Origin of the sequence: Phycicoccus sp. DTK01 (genome assembly GCF_017312765.1) — a bacterium.
Classification (GTDB): domain Bacteria; phylum Actinomycetota; class Actinomycetes; order Actinomycetales; family Dermatophilaceae; genus Phycicoccus; species Phycicoccus jejuensis.
On the sequence record NZ_BOPU01000009.1, the window covers coordinates 1 to 22,103 of the forward strand.

At 74.9% G+C, this 22,103-nt stretch carries 18 protein-coding genes and 1 tRNA gene; 4 read left to right on the forward strand and 15 right to left on the reverse strand.

The genetic code is table 11. The features are described 5' to 3' along the window. Positions 1-201 precede the first annotated feature (201 nt). The 7 genes from J3473_RS16070 to J3473_RS16100 all read right to left on the reverse strand — a co-directional run bounded on the left by J3473_RS16070 (position 202) and on the right by J3473_RS16100 (position 5,217). Positions 202-276, reverse strand: a tRNA-Leu gene (locus tag J3473_RS16070). A 42-nt stretch (positions 277-318) separates the two neighbouring features. Continuing rightward, positions 319-735: a hypothetical protein gene (locus J3473_RS16075; RefSeq protein WP_207024914.1), complete on the reverse strand. Its 417-nt coding sequence runs from the start codon at positions 733-735 to the stop codon at positions 319-321. A 33-nt stretch (positions 736-768) separates the two neighbouring features. Further along, positions 769-1,719, reverse strand: coding sequence for a Ppx/GppA phosphatase family protein (locus J3473_RS16080; RefSeq protein WP_207024915.1), 951 nt, complete (start codon positions 1,717-1,719; stop codon positions 769-771). Beyond that, positions 1,716-2,243: a DUF501 domain-containing protein gene (locus J3473_RS16085; protein WP_207024916.1), complete on the reverse strand. Its 528-nt coding sequence runs from the start codon at positions 2,241-2,243 to the stop codon at positions 1,716-1,718. Before J3473_RS16085 ends, J3473_RS16080 begins: the two co-directional genes overlap by 4 nt. Beyond that, positions 2,240-2,851 (reverse strand): septum formation initiator family protein, encoded by a 612-nt coding sequence (locus J3473_RS16090; protein ID WP_207024917.1) that lies wholly within the window; start codon positions 2,849-2,851, stop codon positions 2,240-2,242. Before J3473_RS16090 ends, J3473_RS16085 begins: the two co-directional genes overlap by 4 nt. 23 nt (positions 2,852-2,874) lie before the next feature. After that, positions 2,875-4,164 (reverse strand): phosphopyruvate hydratase, encoded by a 1,290-nt coding sequence (eno, locus tag J3473_RS16095; RefSeq protein WP_207024918.1) that lies wholly within the window; start codon positions 4,162-4,164, stop codon positions 2,875-2,877. A gap of 117 nt (positions 4,165-4,281) precedes the next feature. Continuing rightward, a complete protein-coding gene (locus tag J3473_RS16100; RefSeq protein WP_207024919.1) occupies positions 4,282-5,217 on the reverse strand; it encodes an SDR family oxidoreductase in 936 nt (311 codons plus the stop codon). A 172-nt stretch (positions 5,218-5,389) separates the two neighbouring features. Here J3473_RS16100 and J3473_RS16105 point away from each other — a divergent pair, with 172 nt between their 5' ends. After that, a complete protein-coding gene (locus J3473_RS16105; RefSeq protein ID WP_207024920.1) occupies positions 5,390-6,118 on the forward strand; it encodes a hemerythrin domain-containing protein in 729 nt (242 codons plus the stop codon). 31 nt (positions 6,119-6,149) lie between these two features. Here the strand turns inward: J3473_RS16105 and J3473_RS16110 are convergent, their stop codons facing one another. The 3 genes from J3473_RS16110 to J3473_RS16120 form a co-directional block, all read right to left on the reverse strand. Then, positions 6,150-9,560: an AAA family ATPase gene (locus tag J3473_RS16110; protein ID WP_207024921.1), complete on the reverse strand. Its 3,411-nt coding sequence runs from the start codon at positions 9,558-9,560 to the stop codon at positions 6,150-6,152. A 91-nt stretch (positions 9,561-9,651) separates the two neighbouring features. Beyond that, positions 9,652-10,578: a pseudouridine-5'-phosphate glycosidase gene (locus J3473_RS16115; RefSeq protein WP_207024922.1), complete on the reverse strand. Its 927-nt coding sequence runs from the start codon at positions 10,576-10,578 to the stop codon at positions 9,652-9,654. Further along, positions 10,575-11,726, reverse strand: a complete 1,152-nt coding sequence (locus tag J3473_RS16120) for a PfkB family carbohydrate kinase (RefSeq protein WP_207024923.1) — start codon at positions 11,724-11,726, stop codon at positions 10,575-10,577. Before J3473_RS16120 ends, J3473_RS16115 begins: the two co-directional genes overlap by 4 nt. Before the next feature lie 539 nt (positions 11,727-12,265). On the opposite strand from J3473_RS16120, the gene J3473_RS16125 reads away from it, so the two are divergent. Further along, positions 12,266-13,117, forward strand: a complete 852-nt coding sequence (locus J3473_RS16125; protein WP_207024924.1) for an endonuclease/exonuclease/phosphatase family protein — start codon at positions 12,266-12,268, stop codon at positions 13,115-13,117. Here J3473_RS16125 and J3473_RS16130 read toward each other — a convergent pair. The 4 genes from J3473_RS16130 to J3473_RS16145 are packed head-to-tail and all read right to left on the reverse strand — an operon-like array spanning position 13,104 to position 19,094. Then, positions 13,104-14,057: a MazG family protein gene (locus J3473_RS16130; protein ID WP_207024925.1), complete on the reverse strand. Its 954-nt coding sequence runs from the start codon at positions 14,055-14,057 to the stop codon at positions 13,104-13,106. The two genes, J3473_RS16125 and J3473_RS16130, sit on opposite strands and share 14 nt — an antisense overlap. After that, positions 14,054-14,602 (reverse strand): hypothetical protein, encoded by a 549-nt coding sequence (locus J3473_RS16135; protein ID WP_207024926.1) that lies wholly within the window; start codon positions 14,600-14,602, stop codon positions 14,054-14,056. Before J3473_RS16135 ends, J3473_RS16130 begins: the two co-directional genes overlap by 4 nt. Before the next feature lie 19 nt (positions 14,603-14,621). Next, entirely contained in the window at positions 14,622-18,200 is a 3,579-nt protein-coding gene (gene mfd / locus J3473_RS16140) for a transcription-repair coupling factor (RefSeq protein ID WP_207024927.1), read from the reverse strand. 54 nt (positions 18,201-18,254) lie between these two features. Then, a complete protein-coding gene (locus tag J3473_RS16145; RefSeq protein WP_157577612.1) occupies positions 18,255-19,094 on the reverse strand; it encodes a phosphatase PAP2 family protein in 840 nt (279 codons plus the stop codon). A gap of 311 nt (positions 19,095-19,405) precedes the next feature. Between J3473_RS16145 and J3473_RS16150 the strand changes: the two genes are divergently transcribed. Further along, a complete protein-coding gene (locus tag J3473_RS16150; protein ID WP_207024928.1) occupies positions 19,406-20,377 on the forward strand; it encodes a glycosyl hydrolase in 972 nt (323 codons plus the stop codon). Positions 20,378-20,460: 83 nt separating this feature from the next. On the opposite strand, the gene J3473_RS16155 is transcribed toward J3473_RS16150, so the two are convergent. Further along, a complete protein-coding gene (locus J3473_RS16155; protein ID WP_207024929.1) occupies positions 20,461-21,090 on the reverse strand; it encodes a hypothetical protein in 630 nt (209 codons plus the stop codon). A gap of 178 nt (positions 21,091-21,268) precedes the next feature. On the opposite strand from J3473_RS16155, the gene J3473_RS16160 reads away from it, so the two are divergent. Continuing rightward, on the forward strand, positions 21,269-22,096 hold the full coding sequence (locus J3473_RS16160; RefSeq protein ID WP_207024930.1) for a sulfotransferase: 828 nt from the start codon (positions 21,269-21,271) through the stop codon (positions 22,094-22,096). Positions 22,097-22,103 lie beyond the last annotated feature (7 nt).

Consider the following 22,103-nt stretch of genomic DNA (forward strand, 5'->3'; position numbering starts at 1 on the left):
CCTCCCGGCCGCCCCCGAAAGTCCCTACTGTCAGGCCCACGATGACACTTGTGTCAGCGATGTCCTGGCACATGACAATCGCCCCGCCGACGTTCTTCACACACATTCGGGGGAAGAGATCAGGGGCGCTGCGCGCCCCCGACGGGAACCGTCGCCCTCACTCCGTTCGGGCTCCTCCCGACTCCCTGCGGGGGCGCTGCGCGCCCCCGACGGGAGTCGAACCCGCACCTGGGGCGCTTTTAAGGCGCCTGCCTCTGCCGGTTGGGCTACGGGGGCGGGCACACCGTAGCGCGCCGGCCCGATCGGCCGGCGCAGGCCTCAGGCGTCGCGCCCGAGGGCCGGGCCGGCGAGGACGGCCGCGACGGCCACCCCGGCGGGCAGCGCGACCGTGCTCAGCCCGAGGGTCGTGAACGCCTCCGGGCCGCCCGCGACGAGCCAGACGACGGCCGGCGCGAGGAGGACCGCGGCGGCCAGCAGCATCAGCACGCCCACCGCGCTCCCCCGCAGCGCGGCCGGCGCGGTGTCGCGCCGCAGCGACGCCGCGAGGATGACGCAGCCGACGACCCCGACGAGCCCGACGACCGCCCCCGCGAGCACGACGGGCAGCTGCGAGGTCGGGACGACGAACCCGAGCACCACGAGCGCCAGGGCGAGCAGCCCGGACAGCCCCGCCATGAGCCGCACGAGGAGCAGGTGCGTCGGCGGTCCCGTCCGCTCGTCCGCCTCGGCACCCATGGGCCGGGAGCCTGCCACAGCGGACGGCTCGCGTCAGCCGTCCGCGACCGACAGGGCGATGCCGTCGAGGATGTCGTGCTCGCTCGTGACCACCCGCACGCCCGGCGACCGGTCGGCGAGCCGGGCGAGCACCTCGTCCCAGACGAGTGCGCCGGCGCCGATGACGTCGACCCGGCCGGGGTGCATGTACGGCAGCGCGGCCCGCTCGGCCCGCGGCATCGCGAGGAGGGCCGCGCACGAGACGCGGTGGCCGGCGAGCGGGACCTCGGCGAGGTGGATGGCGTCGCGGTCGTAGTGGCCGAGCCCGAGGGCGTGGGCGGTGACGGTCGTGATGGAGCCCGCGAGGCCGACGACCGCGGCGAGGCCGTGCAGGTCGACGGCCTCCTCGGCGGCGTCGAGGGCGGCCCGGACGTCGCGGCGCGCGGCGTCGGTCTGCTCGCGGGTCGGCGGGTCGCCGGCCAGGTGGCGCTCGGTCATCCGGACGCAGCCGATGTCGACCGACCGCCCGGCCTCGACGTCGTCGGTACCGCGGACCAGCTCGGTGGAGCCGCCGCCGAGGTCGACGACGAGGTAGGGCCCGGGGATGCCGAGCCGGCGCAGGTCGCCGGTGGCCCCGGTGAAGGACAGTCGCGCCTCCATTTCTCCGGCGACGACCTCGGGCGCGAAGTCGAGGTCGCCGAAGGCGTCGCGCACCCCGGCGACGAACTCGTCGGCGTTGCGGGCGTCGCGCGAGGCGGAGGTGGCGACGAACCGCACGCGCTCCGCCCCGAGCTCGCGGCAGGTCGCGGCGTAGCCGGCCGCCGCGGCGAGCGTGCGCTCCATGGCCTCCGGCGCGATGACACCGGTGCGGTCGATGCCCTGACCGAGCCGCACGACCTCCATCCGGCGGACGACGTCGGTCAGGAGCCCGTCGTCACCGACATCGGCGACGAGCAGGCGGATCGAGTTGGTGCCGCAGTCGACGGCGGCGACCCGACGGGTCACGCGCGCTCCCCCGCGGCGTCCGCGGCGCAGGAGCCGCGCTCCCACCAGGGGTCGAGCAGGTCGAGGGCCTCGTCGCCGAGCGGGTTGACACCCGGGCCGGCGGACAGCGAGTGGGCGACGAGGACGTGGAGGCACTTGACGCGCGTCGGCATCCCGCCGGCGGAGATGCCGGCCACCTCCGGCACGTCACCGAGCTCGGCGCGGCGCGCGAGGTAGTCGGCGTGCGCGGCCTCGTAGCCGGCGCGCAGGTCGACGTCGGTGCCGAGGCGCTCGGTCATCTCGCGCATGACGCCCTGGCTCTCGAGCGTGGAGATCGCGCCGGTGAGCCGGGGGCAGGTGGCGTAGAACGAGGTCGGGAACGGCGTGCCGTCGGGCAGGCGCGGCTCGGTGCGCACGACGTCGGGCTCGCCGCACGGGCAGCGGTGGCCGACGGCGGCGACCCCACGGGCCGTGCGGCCGAGCTGGCGGGAGACGGCGTCGAGGTCCTCCTGCGCGACGGGCGGCAGGTCGGGGCTCGCGGTCATCGCCGGGCCCCGGGGGCGTCGGCGGTGCGGACGGACTGCCACACGCCGTCGTACCAGGGCAGAGCCGGGGTGGCCTCTCCCGCACCGGGACCCGTGGTCGCGGGGTCGGTGTCCTTCGTCGCCTCGGGGTCGAGGACGGTGTAGGCGCGCTCACCGGGGCGGACGAACTTCAGCCGCTGCCGGGCCTGCTGCTCGACGTAGGCCGGGTCCTCCCACCGCTGGCGCTCCTCGCGCAGCGACGCGACGTCGGCCTCCTGGCTGCTGACCTTGTCGCGCAGCGCGGCGATCTGCCCCTGCTGGTGCAGCCACGCGGCGACCGAGGAGGTCAGCAGCACGACGAGGAAGATGGCGATGCTCGCGAGCACCGCCGTGCGCCGCACCATGCGGTTCGACATCGCCCCGCCGACCTGGCCGCGCCAGCCGGTCGGGGTGCGCCGCACCACCTTCGCCGTCGTCGTGCCGGTGGTCGAGGGCCGCGGTGAGGCGGACGCCGACCGGGTGGACGAACGCGTCGAGGACCGGGCGGAGCCGGCCTTCGCCGCCGGGCGCGCCGCGGACCCGCGTCGCGGCGGGCGCGACGCGGGTCCGGTGCTGCGGCTGGTGGCCATCGGCCTGGTTCCTCCGGCTCGGCTCAGCCCTGGCGGGCGGCGAAGCGCGGGAAGGCGCCCGCGCCGGCGTAGACCGCGGCGTCGTCGAGCTCCTCCTCGATGCGCAGGAGCTGGTTGTACTTCGCGACGCGCTCGGACCGGGCCGGGGCGCCGGTCTTGATCTGGCCGCAGTTCGTCGCGACCGCGAGGTCGGCGATCGTCACGTCCTCGGTCTCGCCGGAGCGGTGGCTCATCATGCAGCGGTAGCCGTTGCGGTGGGCGAGGTCGACGGCGTCGAGGGTCTCGGTCAGCGAGCCGATCTGGTTGACCTTGACCAGGAGCGCGTTGGCGGTGCCGGTCTCGATGCCGCGGGCGAGGCGCTCGGGGTTGGTGACGAAGAGGTCGTCGCCGACGATCTGCACCTGGGTGCCGAGGCGGTCGGTCATCGCCTTCCAGCCCTCCCAGTCGTCCTCGTTGAGCGGGTCCTCGATGGACACGAGCGGGTAGGAGGCGACGAGGTCGGCGTAGTAGTCGACCATCTCGTCAGCGCTCTTCGAGCCGCCCTCGAAGGTGTAGGAGCCGTCGTCGTAGAACTCGGACGCGGCGACGTCGAGCGCCAGCGCGATCTGCTCGCCCGGGGTGTAGCCGGCCTTCTCGATCGCCTCGAGGATGAGGTCGAGCGCAGCGCGGTTCGACTCGAGGTTCGGCGCGAAGCCACCCTCGTCGCCGAGACCGGTCGCGAGGCCCTTCTCCTTGAGCACCGACTTGAGCGCGTGGTAGACCTCCGCGCCCCAGCGCAGTGCCTCGCGGAAGGACTCGGCGCCGATCGGCGCGATCATGAACTCCTGGATGTCGACGTTGGAGTCCGCGTGGCTGCCGCCGTTGAGGATGTTCATCATCGGCACCGGCAGGACGTGCGCGTTCGGGCCGCCGACGTAGCGGAAGAGCGGCAGGTCGGCCGAGTCGGCGGCGGCCCGGGCCACGGCGAGCGAGACGCCGAGGATGGCGTTGGCGCCGACCTTCTCCTTGTTCGCGCTGCCGTCGATGGCGAGCATCTCGGCGTCGACGAGTCGCTGCTCGCTCGCCTCGAAGCCGAGGAGCTTCGGGCCGAGCTCGTCGATGACCGCGTCGACGGCCTTCTCGACGCCCTTGCCGCCGTAGCGACCCTTGTCGCCGTCACGGCGCTCGACGGCCTCGAAGGCGCCGGTCGACGCGCCGCTGGGGACCGCCGCGCGGGCGACGGTGCCGTCGTCGAGGGCGACCTCGACCTCGACGGTGGGGTTGCCGCGCGAGTCGAGGATCTCGCGCGCGCCTACTGCCTCGATGCTGGCCACAGGAACTCCCGGGGAGAAGGGGACACGTTTCCTGCCGAGCCTAGCCGGGGCGGAGCGGGTCGGCCGGGACCGACCCGCTCCCCGGACGCCCCGGGACGTCGGCCTCGAGCACGTGCGTCAGCCGACGCCCACGGCGTGCTCCGCCACGACGCGCGCGGCCATCTCGCGCAGGTCGGTCGGGCGCCGGCCGAGCAGCCGCTCGGTGTCGGCGAGCTGCGCCGGCGTGGCGACGACGGCCATCCGGCGGATGACCCGCATCGACGAGCGCCAGTCCTCGAGCCGGTGGCCGGTCAGGTGCGCGCGCAGGGACCGGTCGAGGGCCTCGTCGTCGTCCCCGCGGTAGGCGACCGGGTGGCCGAGCGCCTCGGACCAGATCCGGGCGCACTCCGGACCCGTGAGCGAGCGCGGACCGACGACCGCGTGGGTGCCGGACGGGAACTCGGGGTCGAGGAGGATGCGCGCAGCCACCTCACCGAGGTCGCGCAGGTCGACCCGGTTGAGGCCCTTCGGGTGGGCCGGGTGGACGTGCTCGCCGGCGCGCAGCACGTCGAGGAGGACCTCGTCGTTCTGCATGAAGTTGGACGGGACGAGGACGACGGGGTCGGTCGCCGAGCGCTCGACCCGGCGCGCGAGCGCGAGCTTGCCGCGGTAGCGGGGCAGCAGCACGCCGTACAGGCGGCGCAGCAGCCACCCGTGCAGGACGGTGCGACCGACGGCGTGGACCCCGGCGAAGACCAGCCGCGTCCCCGCGACCTCGCACGCCTCGACGACCGTGGTCGTCAGCGCGACCTCGTCGGGCTCGTGCGGCGAGACGTGGAAGACGACGTCGGCGCCGGCGACGGCCCGGCGCACCGACGCGGCGTCGCGCAGGTCGCCCACGACGACCTCGACGCCCTCGCGGGAGCCCAGGCGGGCGGGGTCACGGACGAGGACTGCGGGGGTGGCGCCGCGCTCGCGCAGCGCCCGGACGACCTCCCGGCCCACGAGGCCGGTGGCGCCGATGACGAGGACGCGGCGCCCGGAGGGGACCGGGCGGCTGGAGGTGGTGGGCACGAGGGCTCCTTCTGGTGGTCGACGGGGTGTCGGGTCGACCCTCGTCGGCCCCGCTTGGGCGGCCCTTGCGGTGTCGCGGACCCACCGCCCAAGCCGCACCCAAGCGCAGCCGTCGACGGTGGTCGCACCACCACGACAGCGGGGCCCGACCCCCGACCACGAGGAGAGAGCGATGTCCACCACCACGACGACCACCCGGGGCCAGCTGGACCTGCCCGGCCAGACCCACGTCGCCGACGGTCCGCTGGACCACACCGGCATGTACGTGATGCACCACGCCTTCCGGCGGGACCTCGCCGCCTTCGCGTCGGCCGCCCACCGGACCCCCGTCGGCGAGACCGCCGTCTGGGAGGCGCTCGTCGCGCGCTGGGGTCGGTTCGCCTCGACCCTGCACCACCACCACACCGCCGAGGACGAGCTGTACTGGCCGGTCCTCGCCGGCGCGGTCGCAGAGCGCGGCACGCCGGCGGACGCGGCCGAGGTCCGCGCGATGAGCGAGGAGCACGAGGGCATCGACCCGCTCATCTCCGCGTGCGCCGACGCCTTCCGGGCGATGGCCGACCACCCGTGCGACGCCCACCGTCACGCGGTCGAGATCCGGGTCGCGGGCCTGCGCGAGGTGCTCGACGCGCACCTCCGGCACGAGGAGACCGTCGTCCTGCCGCTCGTGCAGCGGGTCATGACGCCGGCGGAGTTCGACGGCGTCGAGAAGGCCATCGGCCGGTCGTACAAGGCCGGCGACATCGGCTTCATCGTCGGCTGGGCGCTGCACCGGCTCCCGCAGGAGGGCAGGGACCGGATGTTCGCGATGGCCGGGCCCGCGTACCGGGTGCTGCACCTCGTCGTGCGCCGCCGGTTCGAACGGCGCGAGGCGACGGCGTTCCGGTACGCCGAGGGCTGACCTGGTCCGGCGCGAACGGGTCCGCTCGGGGTCAGAACCCGAGCCGGGCCCGTTCCCCGGCCAGCATCCGCGTGTACGCGCTCATCCCCCAGCGGTCGGCCATGAGCTCGGCCCGGTCCGCGAGCCGCGCCGCCTCCTCCGTCTCGCCCAGCACCGCGAGCCCCAGGGCGAGGTAGCCGTCGACCGGCCCGTTGACGAGCGAGATCCCGGTCAGGGCCATCGTGCCCTCGGACGGGCGCAGCGCGTCGACGGCCTCACGCGCCAGGCGGGGGTCCCGCAGTCGCGCCGCGACCAGCACGTGGGCAGCGGCCTCGGCGGTGTGCCACCAGCGGTTGCGGAACGGCGGCATCGGGACCCGCTCGAGCTCGCTGCGGAGCGCGTCCTCGCGGTCGACGAGGGCCAGGAGGTGGAGCATCGCCCACCGCCCGAGGTCGAACGGCTCGGCGACGAACTCGGCGTAGAGCGGGTCGACGAGCTGGTCGGCCACCCCCGGCCGCCACGTGGCGGTGCTGTAGAGGATCCCGAACTCGTTCTGCTCGAGCGCCGGCGTCGCGAGACCGTCCTGCATCGAGCGCATGGCCGCGGCGTGTGCGTCCGCCGCGGCGTCCTCGTCCCGCAGCGTCGCGAGCGAGAAGCGGACGAAGTGCAGGACGTACTCGACGTAGGCGAGCCGCCGGCGACGGGCGATCCGGTCCGCGGCCTCCGACCCTGCCACCCATCCGTCGAGGTCGCCGTGCTCGATCGCGATGCCGGCCCGGGTCAGGTGGGCGAGCGCCTCGGCCGCGGCGTCCTCGCCACCCGCGGCGGCGGCGAGCTCCTCGTCCGCCAGCCGGGTGCGACGGGCGAGCTCGGTGGGTCGCCAGAGCGCGATCCAGCCGGCGTGCGCGGCCCACGCGAGCAGTGGCCGGTCGCCGAGACGCCGCGCCATCGCGGTCCCCTCGTCGACGAGGGCGTCCACCTCCGGCTCGCTCCCCCAGCGGTAGTACAGCTGCACGGCGAGCGCCAGCATGAGGACGCAGCGGGCCGGCGAGTCCTGCGCCCCCGAGGCCGCGAGCGCCGCGCGCAGGTCGTCGAGGAGGTCCTCGTCCACCTCGCCCATCTCCTGCGGCGTCCACACCGAGTAGCGGGTGAGCTCCGAGGCCGCCCGGGCCACGCGCTCCGGGTCCTCGGCCGCACGGGCCAGGGCCACCGCCTCGACGACGGCCTCGACGACCCGCCGCCACCGCCCCGAGTGGGCCGCCGCCTCGGAGTAGGCGAGCAGCAGGTCGTAGCGCTCCTCCCGCGTGCCGGCGGGGTCGAGGGCGTGGGCGTCGAGCGCCGAGCGGTAGAGGTCGGTGGCCTCGACGTTGGCGAACAGGCGACGTGCGCGCTGGGCCGCACCCTCGGCGGCACGCCACGCGCGCGGTGCGTGGACGGGCCCCGCGGCGAGCCAGTGGTGGGCGAGGTCGAAGTCGCGCTGGACCGCAGGCACCGAGGCGTCCGCCACGCTCGCGAGCGCGTGGGCGATGCGCGCGTGGGTGCGCGCCACCGCCGCCGTGGTCGCGGTGGCGAGGACGGCGTCCCGGGTGAGGGCGTGCTCGAACGCCAGGGACCCGTCGTCCCGGTGGTGCACGATCCCGGCCTCCTCCGCGGGCTCGAGGAGCTCGGCGACCCGGGCCGGGTCCCACCCGCCGACGTGCGCGAGCAGGAGCGGGGAGTGCGCCCGCCCGAGCGCCGCGGACACCAGCAGGACCTCGCGCGTGTCCTCGGGCAGGTCCGCCAGGCGGCGCGCGACGACCACCTGCACCGACTCCGGGACCTCCCCCCGCCAGCCGCCGGGGGCGGCGGCGAGCCGCGCGAGCTCGACGAGGAAGAACGGGTTGCCGCCGGTCCGGGCGCACCAGTCGTCGACCTCCACGGCGGACGGCGCCCGGTCGGCCCCGGACACCGCCGCGACGAGCTCGCGGGCCTGCGCCGGGGCGAGGCCGACCGGCTCCAGCGTCCGGCCGCCGTGCCGGGCCAGGGCCGCGCCGAGGTCGGCGAGCGCCCCCACGGGTGCGGGCCGGCTGCGGCGGGTCAGGACGAGGGCGACGTGGTCCCCCGGGCGCAGCGAGGTGACGAGGTGCGCCAGGGCACGGAGGGTGCGCGTGTCGGCCCAGTGCAGGTCCTCGACCACGAGGAGCACCGGGTCGTCGCGCGACCGCCGCCGCACCGCCTGCGCCAGGGCGTCCTGGACGGCGAAGGCCCGGGCGGCGCCGTCGCCGTCGTCGCCACCGGTGTCGACCAGGTCCTCGGGCGGGTCGATGCCCAGGCCCTCGAGGAGGGCGAACCAGGGCCAGAAGGGCGGCGCCCCGTCGTCCTGCGAGCAGCGGCCGACGGCCGACACCACCCCCCGGTCGTGGGCCTGGTCGACGACGTCGTCGACCAGGCGCGTCTTGCCGGTCCCCGGGTCGCCGACCACGAGGAGGTGCCCGGGGCGCCCTCCGGCCGCCGCGGAAAGGAGGTCGACGAGGGCCGCCCGCTCGCGCTCGCGCCCCACGAGCGGCCAGCCGGCGAGGGCGGCGGCCGGATACGGCCCGGCAGCGTCGGTGGCCGCCCGCTCCCGGGCGGCCGGCCGGTCGGGCGCCGGCCCGGCACCGGGTGCGAGCCACCGGCCGAGCGCCGGGTCCTGGCGCAGCACCGCCGCCTCCAGGGCCTGCACCTCCGTCCCGGGGTCGAGGCCGAGGTCCTCGGCGAGCCGCCGCCGGTACCCGCGCAGCGCCTCCAGCCCCTCCGCCTGCCGACCGGTGCGGACGAGCGCGAGCGCGCGGAGGCAGTGGCTGCGCTCGCGCAGCGGGTGACGGGACACGGCCTGCTCGGCGGCCGCGAGCACCGCGGCGTGCTCCCCGAGCGCCAGCAGCCCGAGCGCGGTGCCCTCCTCCGCCGTCGCGCGCAGCTCGTCGAGGGCGCCCCGGTCCGCCAGCACGTCGGGGTGGTCGCCGAGGTCGGCGTACGCCGTGCCCGTCCACGTCCGCAGGGCCGCTTCGAGGGCCTCGACGTGCTCACCCACCTCGTCGCGCGTCGGCCAGCCGTCGTCCGGGCCGGTGGTCAGCTGCGACCACAGCGGCGCGAGCGCCGCGTGCCGCGCGCGCACCTCGCGGGCGAAGACCACGGCGTCGACCCGGTCGGGGTCGAGCGCGAGCCGGTACCCGGCATCGCTCGTCACGAGCACCGTCGGCCGGGCGCGCGGGGCCAGGTCGGGCTCGAGGACGCGCCGCAGGCCGCTGATGTACGAGTGGAGGGTCCCGAGCGCCCCCGCCGGAGCCCGCTCCCCCCACACGAGGTCGACCAGCCGGTCGGCGCTCGTCGTCGCACCGGGTGAGAGCGCGAGGGCGGCGAGGATGCTGCGCGGCCGGCGCGCGGCGAGGACCACCGGCCCGTCACCGGCGTCGACGGCCGTGCTCCCCAGCACCCGCACCCTCACGGGCGTCACCCTAGCCAGCGGGCCCGCAGGTCAGAAGGGGTGCGAGGGCGAGTCCGCGCAGGACGTCGCGCGCGGTCGTCGGGGCCCGCCCTCAGGCGGTCGCGGCGTACGCGACGGCGATCGCGGTGCCGACGCGGGCGTTGTGACGCACCAGCGCGAGGTTGGTCTCGAGGGAGCGGCCGTCGGAGAGCTCGACGAGCCGGCCGAGGAGGAAGGGCGTGATGTCCTTGCCGGTCACGCCCTGCTCGGCGCACTCGGCGAGGGCCCGGGCGATGACGTCGTCGATGTCCTCGTGGGACATCTCGTGCTCCGCCGGCACCGGGTTGGCGATGGAGATCCCGACGCCGAGGCCCAGCCCGAAGGAGGCGTGCATCAGCTCGGCGACCTGCTCGGGGGTGTCCACCCGCATCGGGACGGGCAGGCCGCTGGAGCGCGAGAAGAAGGAGGGGAACTCGTCGGTGCCGAAGCCGACGACGGGCACGCCGAGGGTCTCGAGGACCTCGAGGGTGCGGCCGATGTCGAGGATCGACTTCACGCCGGCGGAGATGACGGCGACCTCGGTGCGCGAGAGCTCGGTGAGGTCGGCGGAGACGTCCATCGAGGTCTCGGCGCCCTGGTGGACGCCACCGAGGCCGCCGGTGACGAAGGTGCGGATGCCCGCGAGCGCCGCGATGCGCATCGTGCTGGCGACCGTCGTGGCGCCGTGCACGCCCGTGGCGAGGACGTGCGGGATGTCGCGGACGCTCACCTTGCGGATGCCGCCGTCGGCCCCGAACATCTCGAGCTCGTCGTCGGAGAGGCCGACGGTCGGGCGGCCGGCGATGACGGCGATGGTCGCCGGGACCGCTCCCCCGTCGCGGACGATCTGCTCGACCTCGCGGGCCATCGCGACGTTGGCCGGGTAGGGCATCCCGTGGCTGATGATCGTCGACTCGAGCGCGACGACCGGGCGGCCGGCGGCGAGGGCCTCGCGGACCTCGGGGGCGAGCGAGAGCATCGGGTGCGGGGTGGTGGTCATGTGGAGAGCTCCTCGGTGGGCGGTGCGTCGGGGGTCAGGTGGGCGGCGACGAGCGCCGGGGTGAGGTCGGCCCGGACGGTGTCCGGGGAGGCACAGGTGAGGGCGGCGACGACCTGGCCGAAGCGCGCGGCCTCGACGACGTCGGCGCCGCCGAGGAGCGCGTGGACGTAGCCGGCGGTCATCGCGTCCCCGGCGCCGGTGACGTCCTCGACGGTGGTCGGGGGCGCGGCGACGAGGACCACACGAGCCGGCCGGCCGGGGCGGGCGACCGAGAGGAGGCTGCCGTGCATCCCGCGCCGGACCCAGACGTGCTCGACGCCGCGGTGGTGCAGCTCGGCCGCAGCGGCCGCGACGGAGGCCGGGTCGGGGTCGACGGGGCGGCTGAGCATCGCGGCGAGCTCGTCGACGTTGGGGGTGACGGTGTGGACCGGGACCGAACCGTCGAGGGCCGGGGCGGCGTCCGCGGCCTTGGCGACGCTGACGGTCTCGACGACGGCCGGGACGCCGGCGCTCGCGGCCGTCGTCAGGACCCAGCGCAGAACGTCGGCGTGGAGGTTGCAGTCGAGGACGAGGCGGTCGACCCCGCCGAGCAGGCCGGGCACGACGGCGAGGTCGGCGACGGTCAGCTCGTCGGTGGCGCGCATGTCGGCGACGGCGACGAGGAGGTCGCCGTCGTCGCCGAGGACGGCCGTGTAGGAGCCGGTCGGGAACGGCGAGGTGACGACGTGCCGGCAGTCGACCCCGGCCGCCTCCGTGCGGGCGACGACGGTGCGGCCCTGGAGGTCGTCACCGACCGGGGCGACGAGCATCGTCGGGCTGCCGAGCCGGGCGAGGCTCTCGGCGATGTTGCGGCCGACCCCGCCGACCGTGGCGGTGGAGGTCCCGGGGTTGCTCGTGCCGAGGACCGCGGGGACGCGGGTGCGGACCTTGGCGTCGAGGACGGCGCCGCCGACGACGAGGACGGAGGAGGCCTCGGGACGCAGGAGGTAGCCCCGGCCGAGGAGGACGCCCTTGCGGGTGAGGTTGCTCAGGTGCACCGAGACGGCGGCGCGGGTGGAGCCGAGGCGCTCGGCGAGCGCGGCGGCGTCCAGCAGCGGGTCGGTGCGCAGCAGCGCGACGATCTCGCGCTCACGCTCGGTCAGTCCCATACTTGCAGACCTTAAGCGCCTTTGGACTTCCGAAGCAAGTCGCCGTCCGATGTGTGCACTCCCGGAATCCATGCGCCGCGGAAGGAATCCCTTGCGCCCCGCAAGGAATCCCTTCCGGGACGGGAGCGACCCCTTGCGACCTGGAAGGGAGACCTTGCGTCGGGAAGGGAGACCTTGTGAGCGGCAAGGACCGCTCGTCCTGCCGAGGTCGGATCGCCGCGCCGGGCTCGGATCGCCGTGCCGCCGCTGCGCCGCCCTGCCGCCGTAGCCTGTCACCCCGGCACGGCGAGGACGCACCGGCCCCGCATCATCGACCCGGCCCACGGTCAACTCCTTGCGGTGCGGAAGGGAAACCTTGCGGTGCGGAAGGGAAACCTTGCGGCGCGGAAGGAAAACCTTGCCGGACGGAAGGGAAACCTTGCGTCGCGTGACCAGCGGCGGGCCACGTCGCGGGGGCGGCGGGATCCGGCTGCGCGCGAGCCCCCACGGGACCCGTGGCGCCAGCAGACTGTCCCGAACCACAACCCCCGGAGGTCGTCGTGCTCCCATCCGTCCGCAGGCTCGTCGCGACGCTCGGCCTGGTCACCGGCCTCGTCGCCTCACCCCTCGCCCCGGCGAGCGCCGCCACGACCACCCACCGCGTGGGGACGTTCAACGTGTGCGGCTACGGCAGCACGGGCGGCTGCGGGGGCACGACCGCCCAGCGGGTGGAGTGGATGGCGCAGCAGTTCGTCTCCGACCGCCTCGCCGTCCTCACGCTCAACGAGGTGTGCTCGCCGGTGCCCGACGCCCTGCGGGCGCGCCTGGCCCAGCTCGGCGTCACCGTCCACACCGTGTTCCAGCAGACGTTCCCGGCGAAGCACGGCCGCTGCGGCGGCGCCGCCAGCGGCAACGCCCTGGTCTCGCGCAGCAGCCTCTGGTCGGTGCGCCGCGTGACGTTCACCGCGCAGGTCCCCAACGCCGTCGAGCTCCGCGGCGTGCTCTGCGCGCGGACCGCGCTCGGTGGCCCCACCGAGGTCTGCACCGCGCACCTGCTGCCCGGCGCGAAGAAGGCGGCCCTGCGCCAGCGGCAGATCGCCGAGACCCTGAGCGCCGCGACCGCCCCCGGGCGGCCCGTCGTCCTCGCGGGGGACATCAACGAGGTGCCGTCGGCGACGATGCTGGACCCGCTCTACCAATCGCGCTACGGCGCGGGGTCCCGCGGCAGCTTCGTCGAGCCGTCCTCCACGCGGTCGGGCGTCCCCTGCCGCTGCGGCCCGGCCACGCGGGGCACGGCCAAGATCGACTACGTCTTCGGCAGCGCGGCCACCTTCTCCCCCGGGGCCTCCGCCACGCGGGACTCGCCCTGGTCGGACCACAACCTCTTGTGGGCCGACCTCATCCGGGGCTGACCGCGCCGCCCGCCAGCCGTCGCAACGCGGCGCGGGCCCGCTCCTCGGCCGCGGCGACGTCCGCCAGGGCCGCGTCCAGCGCGGCCGCGTCGTCGGGGTCGAGCGCCAACCCGCGTCGTCGCGCCCGCGCCCGGACCTTCGACGCGGCGAGATCGACCGGCAGCGTGGACGGGAGGCCGTGCCCCAGGTCGCTCGCGTCGCCTCCCCCGGTCGCCCCCTTCTCGACCGCCTTGATGCGCTCCCACTGCTGCTCGACCTGCTCGGGTGTCGTCGCGTCACCGTCGGCGAACACGTGGGGATGGCGCCGCACGAGCTTCTCGACGAGCAGGCCGGCGACCGTGTCGACGTCGAAGCCGTCCTCCCCGGTGTCCTCGGCGACCCGGGCGTGGAAGACGACCTGGAGCAGCACGTCGCCGAGCTCCTCCGCGAGCGCCCTCGGGTCCCCCGACCCGATGGCCTCGAGGACCTCGTGGGTCTCCTCGACGAGGTAGGGCGCGAGGCTCTCGTGCGTCTGCTCGGCGTCCCACGGGCACCCGCCCGGGGAGCGCAGCCGGTCCATCGCCGCGACGACGTCGAGGAGCCGCCCGCCCTGCACGTCCCACGAGCCGACGACGAGCTCGACCTCGGGTGGGGTCTCGAGCCGCGACACCTCGGAGGCGAGCGCGTCCGACAGACCGGGGTCCCCGTCGGAGGACCCGAGCCAGACGACGACGGCCTCGCCCGCCCGGTCGACGAGCAGCCGGGCCAGGGCGGCCGGCGGGTGGTCGCCCACCTCGAGCACCGCCAGCCCTGCCTCGGTCATGGCCTCGGCCAGCGGCTCGTCGGCGGACCGGGCGAGCAGGACGTCGGCCGCCGACACCGCGACCCACGCCGGGTGCGAGAGCAGCCCGGGGGCGACCCGCGGCGAGGTGAGGACGAGGCCGAGCCGGCCGGTGCTCACTGCTGCGGGGTGGTGACCGTCTTGATCCAGTCCGGCGTGCTCGTCGCCAGACCGGCGGTGCTCTGGACGGCGTCCCACTCGGTGAGCTTCGAGGCGTCGAACGCGCCGTAGCGCGGGTTGACGTCGACCTTCAGCTTCGTCAGCGCCTCGGTCGGGACCGACGCGCCGGACTGCGCGAGCTGCTGGATGGCCAGCTGCGCGCGGAGGACCTCGAGCGTCTCGTCGGCCGGCGCCTCGCCGTCGTAGGTGTCCTGCTGCTGGTACGCCGTACGGGCGAGCGACTCCGACACGGGCGCCCCCTGCTGCGCGATCTCGTCGAGGTAGACCGGGGCCCCGATGAGGCGGCCGAGCACCTGGTCGCCCGTGAGGTTGGCCCCCGGGAAGGTCTTGTTGATCTGGGCCTGGGCGACCTGGACCTCGTTCTCGGTGATGACGCGGCCGTCGACCGTGGCGGCGCGGCCGGCCTCGGTCGTCCCGCAGCCGGCGGTGACGAGCGCGGCGCCGAGGGCGAGCGCCGCAGCGACGCGGCGAACCGGAGTGGTCACGAGGGGTCCTTTCATCGGGTCATCCCCGGGCGGGGGCGGTCGCGGCCTGGGCGGCCTGACCGACATTGTCCATGACGACCGCCCGGATGACCTGGCTGGCCCAGTCGAGCACGGCCTGGTCGCGCAGCGGGCGGCCTCCGACGACGGCGGTCTTGGGTGCCGGGACGAGCACGGAGCCCGTCGCGGCCTTGAGGATCGACTTCGGGTAGAGGCGGTTCAGCCGCAGCTGCTGGCTCTCGCGCAGCTCGACCGGGCCGAAGCGCACGTGCTGGCCCTGCACCGAGATGTCGGCGATGCCGGCGGTGCGCGCGACGGTGCGCAGCCGGGCGACCTCGAGGAGGTTGCGCACCGGCACCGGCACCGGGCCGTAGCGGTCGACGAGCTCGCCCTCGATCTCGGCGAGCTGCTGCTCGTCGACGACGGCCGCGAGCTTCTTGTACATCTCGAGGCGCAGGCGCTCGTGCGGGACGTAGTCGTGCGGCAGGTGGGCGTCGACCGGCAGCTCGATCTTGATCTCGGCCGGCGCCTCCTCGCCCTCGCCGCGGAAGGACGCGACGGCCTCGCCGACGAGCCGGACGTAGAGGTCGAACCCGACGCCCGCGATGTGGCCGGACTGCTCGCCGCCGAGGAGGTTGCCCGCGCCACGGATCTCGAGGTCCTTCATCGCGACCTGCATGCCGGACCCGAGGTCGGTGTTGCTGGCGATGGTCTGGAGCCGGTCGAGCGCGGTCTCGGTGAGCGGCGTCTCGGGCGGGTAGAGGAAGTACGAGTAGGCCCGCTCGCGACCACGGCCCACGCGACCGCGCAGCTGGTGCAGCTGGCTGAGGCCGAGCCGGTCGGCGCGCTCGACGATGAGGGTGTTCGCGTTGCTGATGTCGAGCCCGGTCTCGACGATCGTCGTGCAGACGAGGACGTCGAACCGCTTCTCCCAGAAGTCGACCACGACCTGCTCGAGCTTGTGCTCACCCATCTTCCCGTGCGCCGTGGCGACCCGGGCCTCGGGCACGAGCTCGCGGACGCGAGCGGCCGCCTTCTCGATCGTCGACACCTTGTTGTGGACGAGGAAGACCTGGCCCTCGCGCAGCAGCTCGCGCCGGATCGCCGCGGTGACCGTCTTCTCGTCGTACGCACCGACGTACGTGAGGACGGGGTGCCGCTCCTCGGGGGGCGTGGCGAGGGTGGACATCTCGCGGATGCCGGTGACCGCCATCTCGAGCGTGCGCGGGATCGGCGTCGCGGACATCGCGAGGACGTCGACGGACGTCCGCAGCGCCTTGAGCTGCTCCTTGTGCTCGACGCCGAAGCGCTGTTCCTCGTCGACGACGACGAGCCCGAGGTCCTTGAACCGCACCTCCTTCGAGAGGAGGCGGTGGGTGCCGATGACGAGGTCGACGGACCCGTCGGCGAGCCCGGCGAGCACGGCCTTGGCGTCGGCGTCGGTCTGGAAGCGCGACAGGGCCTTGACGACGACCGGGAAGCCGGCGTACCGCTCGGCGAAGGTGTTGAGGTGCTGCTGGACGAGCAGCGTCGTCGGGCAGAGCACGGCGACCTGCTTCCCGTCCTGGACCGCCTTGAAGGCCGCGCGGACCGCGATCTCGGTCTTGCCGTAGCCGACGTCGCCGCAGACGAGGCGGTCCATCGGGACCTCCCGCTCCATGTCGGCCTTGACCTCGTCGATCGTCACGAGCTGGTCGGGCGTCTCGACGTGCGCGAAGGCATCCTCGAGCTCGCGCTGCCACGGGGTGTCGGGGCCGAACGCGTGCCCCTTGGACGCCATGCGCGCCGAGTAGAGGCGGATGAGCTCGGCGGCGATCTGCTTGACGTAGCGGCGCGCCCGGCCCTTGGTCTGCTGCCAGTCGGAGCCACCCATCTTGTTGAGCGTGGGCTGCTCGCCGCCGACGTAGCGGGTGACCTGGTCGAGCTGGTCGGTCGGCACGTAGAGGCGGTCGGCCGGCTGGCCGCGCTTGGACGCCGCGTACTCGAGGACGAGGTACTCGCGGGTGGCACCCTGCACGGTGCGCTGCACCATCTCGACGAAGCGGCCGACGCCGTGCTGCTCGTGGACGACGAAGTCGCCGGGGCGCAGCTGGAGGGGGTCGACCTGGTTGCGCCGCTTCGACGGCATCCGGCGCATGTCCTTGGTCGAGGTGCCCGACCCGGCCGCGGCCCCGGTGAGGTCGGCCTCCGTGACGACGGCGAGGCGCTCGGCGGCCACGAGGAACCCGGAGCCGACGCAGCCGGTGGTCACCGAGACCAGCCCCGGCTCGAGCTCGGCCTCCGGCGAGGTGCGCGCACGGACCTCGTGCTCGCCGAGCACCTCGGTGACGCGCTTGGCGAGGCCGGCGCCCTCGGTGACGACGAGGACCGACCAGCCGTCACCGGTCAGCCGGGCCAGCTCGGCGACGGCGTCCTCGGTGCTGCCGCGGAACGTGGGCGACACGGCCAGGCCGAGCTCGACGGTGTCGTCGTCCTCGTCGCCGCTGAACGGCGTGAGGTCGAGCCACCGCACGCCGAGCTCGCGGGCCTGCTCGCGCAGGTCGGCGAGGCTGCGGAAGGACGCCGTGCCGAGCACGGACTCGAGGTCGATGGGGACGGCGCTGCCGCCGGCCGCGTTGGCCCAGCCGGCCTGGAGGAACTCCTCGCTCGTCGCGACGAGGTCGTGGGCCCGCGTGCGCACGCGCTCGGGGTCGCACGCGGCGACGACGGCGTCGGCGGGCAGGACCTCGAGGAGGGTCTCCATCCCGTCGACGAGCGCCGGCGCGAGCGACTCCATGCCCTCGACGGCGATGCCGTTGGCGAGCTTGTCGAGGAGGTCGGCGACCCCGGGCAGCTGGTCGGCCAGCGCCGCGGCCCGCTCACGCACCGACGGGGTGAGGAGCAGCTCGCGGCACGGCGGCGCCCACAGGCCGTGCTCGGCGACCTCGAGGGAGCGCTGGTCGGCGACCTTGAACCAGCGGATCTCCTCGACCGTGTCGCCCCAGAACTCCACCCGGAGGGGGTGCTCCTCGGTGGGCGGGAAGACGTCGAGGATGCCGCCGCGGACGGCGAACTCGCCGCGCCGCTCGACGAGGTCGACACGGGCGTAGGCGGCCGCCGTGAGGTCCTCGACGACCTGCTCGAGCGGCACCTCCTGCCCGGCGGAGAGCGACACGGGGCGCAGCTCGCCGAGACCCTTGGAGATCGGCTGCAGCACGGCCCGGACGGGGGCCACGACGACCGCGAGCCGCCCGTGCGTGGTGTCCTCGGCCTCGGGGTGCGCGAGCCGGCGCAGGACCGAGAGCCGCTGGCCGACGGTGTCGCTGCGCGGGCTCAGCCGCTCGTGCGGCAGGGTCTCCCAGGACGGGAAGAGGCCGACGGCGTCGGCGCCGAGCGTCGACGCGAGCGCGGTGGCGAGGTCCTCGGCCTCGCGCCCGGTGGCGGTGACGGCGAGGACCGGCGCGCCCGAGGGCCGGGGCGCGAGGGCGGCAAGGACCGCGTGGCGGGCGCCGGGCGGGGCCGAGGCCGTGACCTCGGCGGACGGCGCGGCGAGGGCGTCGGAGAGTCGGGCGAGGGGCGCGAGGGCGGCCAGCCGGGCACGCAGCGGGATGAGCGGGGGCATGTCGGTCTCAGGTTAGCCGGGGGCACCGACGGTCGTGACGCCCGTGGCGGCGGCTCAGCCGGGGACGCGAACCCGCTCGACGCGGCGGTCCTCGACCGTCCTCCCCGTTCCTCCGTCGTCGAGCAGCAGCATCGCCGAGACCATCGTCGCGAGGAGGAAGAGCCCGAAGAAGAAGCCGCCGATGACGTCGGTCAGCCAGTGCTCCTGGTTGTACATCCGGGCGTAGGCCTGCACGGTCTCGAGCAGCGCCACGAGGGCCGCGCCCGCCGCCCACCAGCGCCGGCTCGTGGTCTCGGTCCACCGCAGGGCCAGGACGACGACCAGGCCGTAGACGACGATGACGCGGGCACAGCCGCCGGACGGGTAGGAGCCCAGCGTCGTCGGGGGGTGCCCGCGGTCGACGACGAGCTTGAGGAGCTCCTGGACGTTCTTCTCCAGCAGGTACCCGACCGGGAGGACGACGAGGGGGACCCACCACCGGCGCCGTCGCCACAGCACGGCGAGGACGAGGGCCGCGACGACGGTGAGGACCTGCGTCTGCTGGAGCCCGCCCACGTTGGTCAGCACCAGCCAGATGGAGTCCCAGGTGGCGTCGCGGCCGGCCGCGAACCACTCGAAGGTCGGGTGGTCGACGTAGGGCTCGATCGCCTGGAAGCCCTCGCCGAGCACCCACAGGACGAAGGTCATGGCGCCGCCGCCGAGGAAGACGGCCGCCGCGAAGGCGCCCACGCGCCCGAGCTGTGCGACGAGGACGTCGCCGACGGCCCGTGCCCGTGCCAGCACCGACCTGACCCAGCCCGGTGCGGTGGTGCGGTCGGCCCGCAGGACGAGGAGGGCGCCGGCGCCCACGACCAGCACCAGCGCGACGACTCCGACGAGCATTGTCCCCTTCACCCGCCCATCATGGCCGACCGGACCCCTCCGGCGGGAGCCTTTCCCGCAGGCCGGTCGGTGCCCCGTCGGGCACCGTCCCGGAGCACGTCCGGCCGGTCGGCACCGGCACCGCCGGACCGAAACCTGACCGAATTCTGAGTCCGTTGCCGGGGAATTGTTTCCCTTGGCGGCCCGAGCCACGTACCGTCGCCGAAGTCCGCGCGTCCACTCCCTGCCAGAGACGCCGGCGCGGACGCGTGCCAACCCCTGCTCGTCGGTCGCTGCCCTCCCGGTGCCCGACCATGGCCGCGGCGTCACAGGAGCACCTGACCATGCCCACCTCTGTCACCAGCCCCCGCCACGCCCGACCCCGGCGCCGCCGCGGCCTCACGACCCTCGCCCTCGGCTCGGCCCTCGCGACCACCGTCGCGCTCGCCCCGGCCGACGCCGCGTCCGCCCGCCCCCTGGGCGACACGGCCCAGGCCACCACCGCCGCGGCGGCCGCCAGCCCGCTGTTCTTCGGCGGGGCCGGCGATGTCACGACCCTGACCAAGATGTCCGGCCAGACCGTGGCCACCCACTCCTACGGCAACTTCCAGGGCGGGGTCCCGACCGGACGGATGGTCACGGTCAACGCCAACGGCCTCCCGTGGCGCTCGGTCACCGCGGCCGCCCCCGGCAGCGCCCTGCACAACGACATGATCCGCTGGGCCAAGACGATCAAGGCGCGCGGCGGCACCATCCTCGTGGCCTTCGGCCACGAGCCCGAGGTCTCGGCGAAGATCAAGCAGGGGACGGCGGCCGAGTACCGCGCCGCCTACCGCAAGGTCGTCGACCTCTTCCGCGCACAGGGCGTCACCAACGTCAAGTGGGTCTACCAGGCGACCGCGTGGTCCTACCGCGTCAAGAGCACGGACCGGATCGCGGCCGTCAACTGGTACCCCGGCGACGCCTACGTCGACGTCATCGGCGGCGACGCCTACAACTGGTACACCTGCGGCGAGGGCCGCAGCCGCGACGTGCCGCTGTCGACCATCGCCAGCGGTGTCCTCTCCTTCGCGAAGGCCCACGGCAAGAAGGCGGCCCTGCCCGAGTTCGCCGCGCACTCCACGGTCAACCGCAGCGCCTGGCTGTCGGCCGGCTACTCGTGGATGAAGAGCAACAGCGCGTACTTCGTCGCGGCGTTCTACTTCAACCGCCCGCCGACCAACGCCAGCAACAACGACTGCGCCTGGTCCCTCAAGACCAGCTCCGAGTACTCGTCGTACAAGTCCATCGTCGCCGACGCGTGGACGACCTCCTGACGCAGCGGCGATGACCACCGACGGGGTGGGCGGACGTCTCGACGTCCGCCCGCCCCGTCGTCGTCGGGGCCCACGCCCGCGCGTCAGGACGCGAAGGTCACGTCCCAGCAGCCCTTGGCGCTGCCGGTGGTCGCGGTGATGCGCCAGTCGCCGGCCGACGGGACGGTCAGCTGCACGAGGTGGTACTTGAAGCGGTCGGCGGTCTGGGTGCTGGAGCTCTTGACGGTGACGGCCCCGGAGCCGTCGCGCTGCGCGAGGGTGACCGACAGCGTCGCCTTCTCGTCGGACACGTCGGCCGGGATGACGTAGAGCGGGAACGCCGAGGTGGGGGACGCCGTGAACGCCGCCCGGGCGTCGGCGAAGTTGCCCGCGGCCAGCTCTCCCGAGCGCACGTCCCGCTGCGTGCCCACGGCCACGCAGCCGGCCTTGCTCGAACCGGGGAGCCGTTGCAGGGCGCTGTCCTGGCGACCGGGTCGGTCGGCGGCCTCGCTCGGGGGCGCGGTCGCCGCCGAGGGGATCTCGTCCGGCGTGGTCGGTGCCGCGGAGGAGGGGCTCGCCGAGGAGGTGGACGTGGCCGTCCCGGAGCTCGGGGCCGCGGTGGGCGTGGCGTCGTCGCCGCCCCCCGACGTGCAGGCGCCCGTGGCGAGGACGACGCACACGGCGGGCACGCCCCACCAGGCCCTGCGGCGAGCGTGACGGACAGACGCGTTCATGATCGACCTCCGGACCCCGGCCGGCCGGTTGCCGGCTCCCTGCGCAGGACCCTGGCCCAACTCTAGGTCCTCCCCCCGACCGGCACCCCGAACTCGACACAACCCGGGCAATCGCCCCGGCGGACGCTCCGCACTGCCACACTGGGCCGTCGTCCGTTGCCGCAGTGAGGAGTACAGGGTGCTCGAGGGGTCCAGGTTCGTGTTCGTGGGGGGCCTGCACCGCAGCGGGACGACACCCCTCGCCCGTCTGCTCGCCCGCCACCCGGAGATCGCGGGCATCTCCGACAGCGGGGTCAGCGAGGACGAGGGGGTGCACCTCCAGGACGTCTACCCGCCGATCCGCGCCCACGGGGGGATGGGTCGCTTCGCGAACGACCCGCGCGCACACCTCACCGAGTCCTCGCCCCTGGTCTCGTCGGAGAACGCGCAGCGCCTCGTCGACGCGTGGTCGCCCCACTGGGACCTCTCGCGTCGGTTGCTCCTGGAGAAGTCGCCCGGCAACCTCGTCATGGGACGGTTCCTCCAGGCGCTGTTCCCGGGGAGCGCCCTCGTCGTGGTCGTCCGGCACCCCGTCGTCGCCTCGCTCGCGCTCGAGAAGTGGAACCCGTGGCCGGTCTCGCGCAGCGGGCGCCGGCACTCGACCCTGCCGGACCTCGTCGGGCACTGGGTGCGGGCCCACGAGCTCCTCCTCGAGGACGCGCCCCACCACGAGCGCCTGCTCGTCCTGCGCTACGAGGACCTCGTGGCCGACGCCGAGGCCCGTCTCGCCGACGTCGCCCGGCTCCTCGGGCTCGACACGCCCCTGCCGGCGGACGGCATCCGGGCGGGTGCGAGCGACCGCTACGCCCAGACCTGGGACGCGATGCGCACCGGCTCGCCCCTGGCCCGCCTCCGTCGCCGACAGGTGGAGGAGCGGTGGGGTGACGCCGTGGCCGCGTGGGGCTACTCCCTCGACGACCTCGGCGCGGTCGGTCCGCGCGAGTCGCTCCCGGCCGTCGTCCGCTGACGACGGC

What these genes read in the sequence shown, in the direction of transcription:
- J3473_RS16075 (WP_207024914.1), bottom strand. Translation starts at nt 735, where the DNA reads ATGGGTGCCGAGGCGGACGAGCGGACGGGACCGCCGACGCACCTGCTC.
- J3473_RS16085 (WP_207024916.1), bottom strand. Translation starts at nt 2,243, where the DNA reads ATGACCGCGAGCCCCGACCTGCCGCCCGTCGCGCAGGAGGACCTCGAC.
- J3473_RS16090 (WP_207024917.1), bottom strand. Translation starts at nt 2,851, where the DNA reads ATGGCCACCAGCCGCAGCACCGGACCCGCGTCGCGCCCGCCGCGACGC.
- J3473_RS16105 (WP_207024920.1), top strand. Translation starts at nt 5,390, where the DNA reads ATGTCCACCACCACGACGACCACCCGGGGCCAGCTGGACCTGCCCGGC.
- J3473_RS16115 (WP_207024922.1), bottom strand. Translation starts at nt 10,578, where the DNA reads ATGACCACCACCCCGCACCCGATGCTCTCGCTCGCCCCCGAGGTCCGC.
- J3473_RS16120 (WP_207024923.1), bottom strand. Translation starts at nt 11,726, where the DNA reads ATGGGACTGACCGAGCGTGAGCGCGAGATCGTCGCGCTGCTGCGCACC.
- mfd (WP_207024927.1), bottom strand. Translation starts at nt 18,200, where the DNA reads ATGCCCCCGCTCATCCCGCTGCGTGCCCGGCTGGCCGCCCTCGCGCCC.
- J3473_RS16150 (WP_207024928.1), top strand. Translation starts at nt 19,406, where the DNA reads ATGCCCACCTCTGTCACCAGCCCCCGCCACGCCCGACCCCGGCGCCGC.
- J3473_RS16155 (WP_207024929.1), bottom strand. Translation starts at nt 21,090, where the DNA reads ATGAACGCGTCTGTCCGTCACGCTCGCCGCAGGGCCTGGTGGGGCGTG.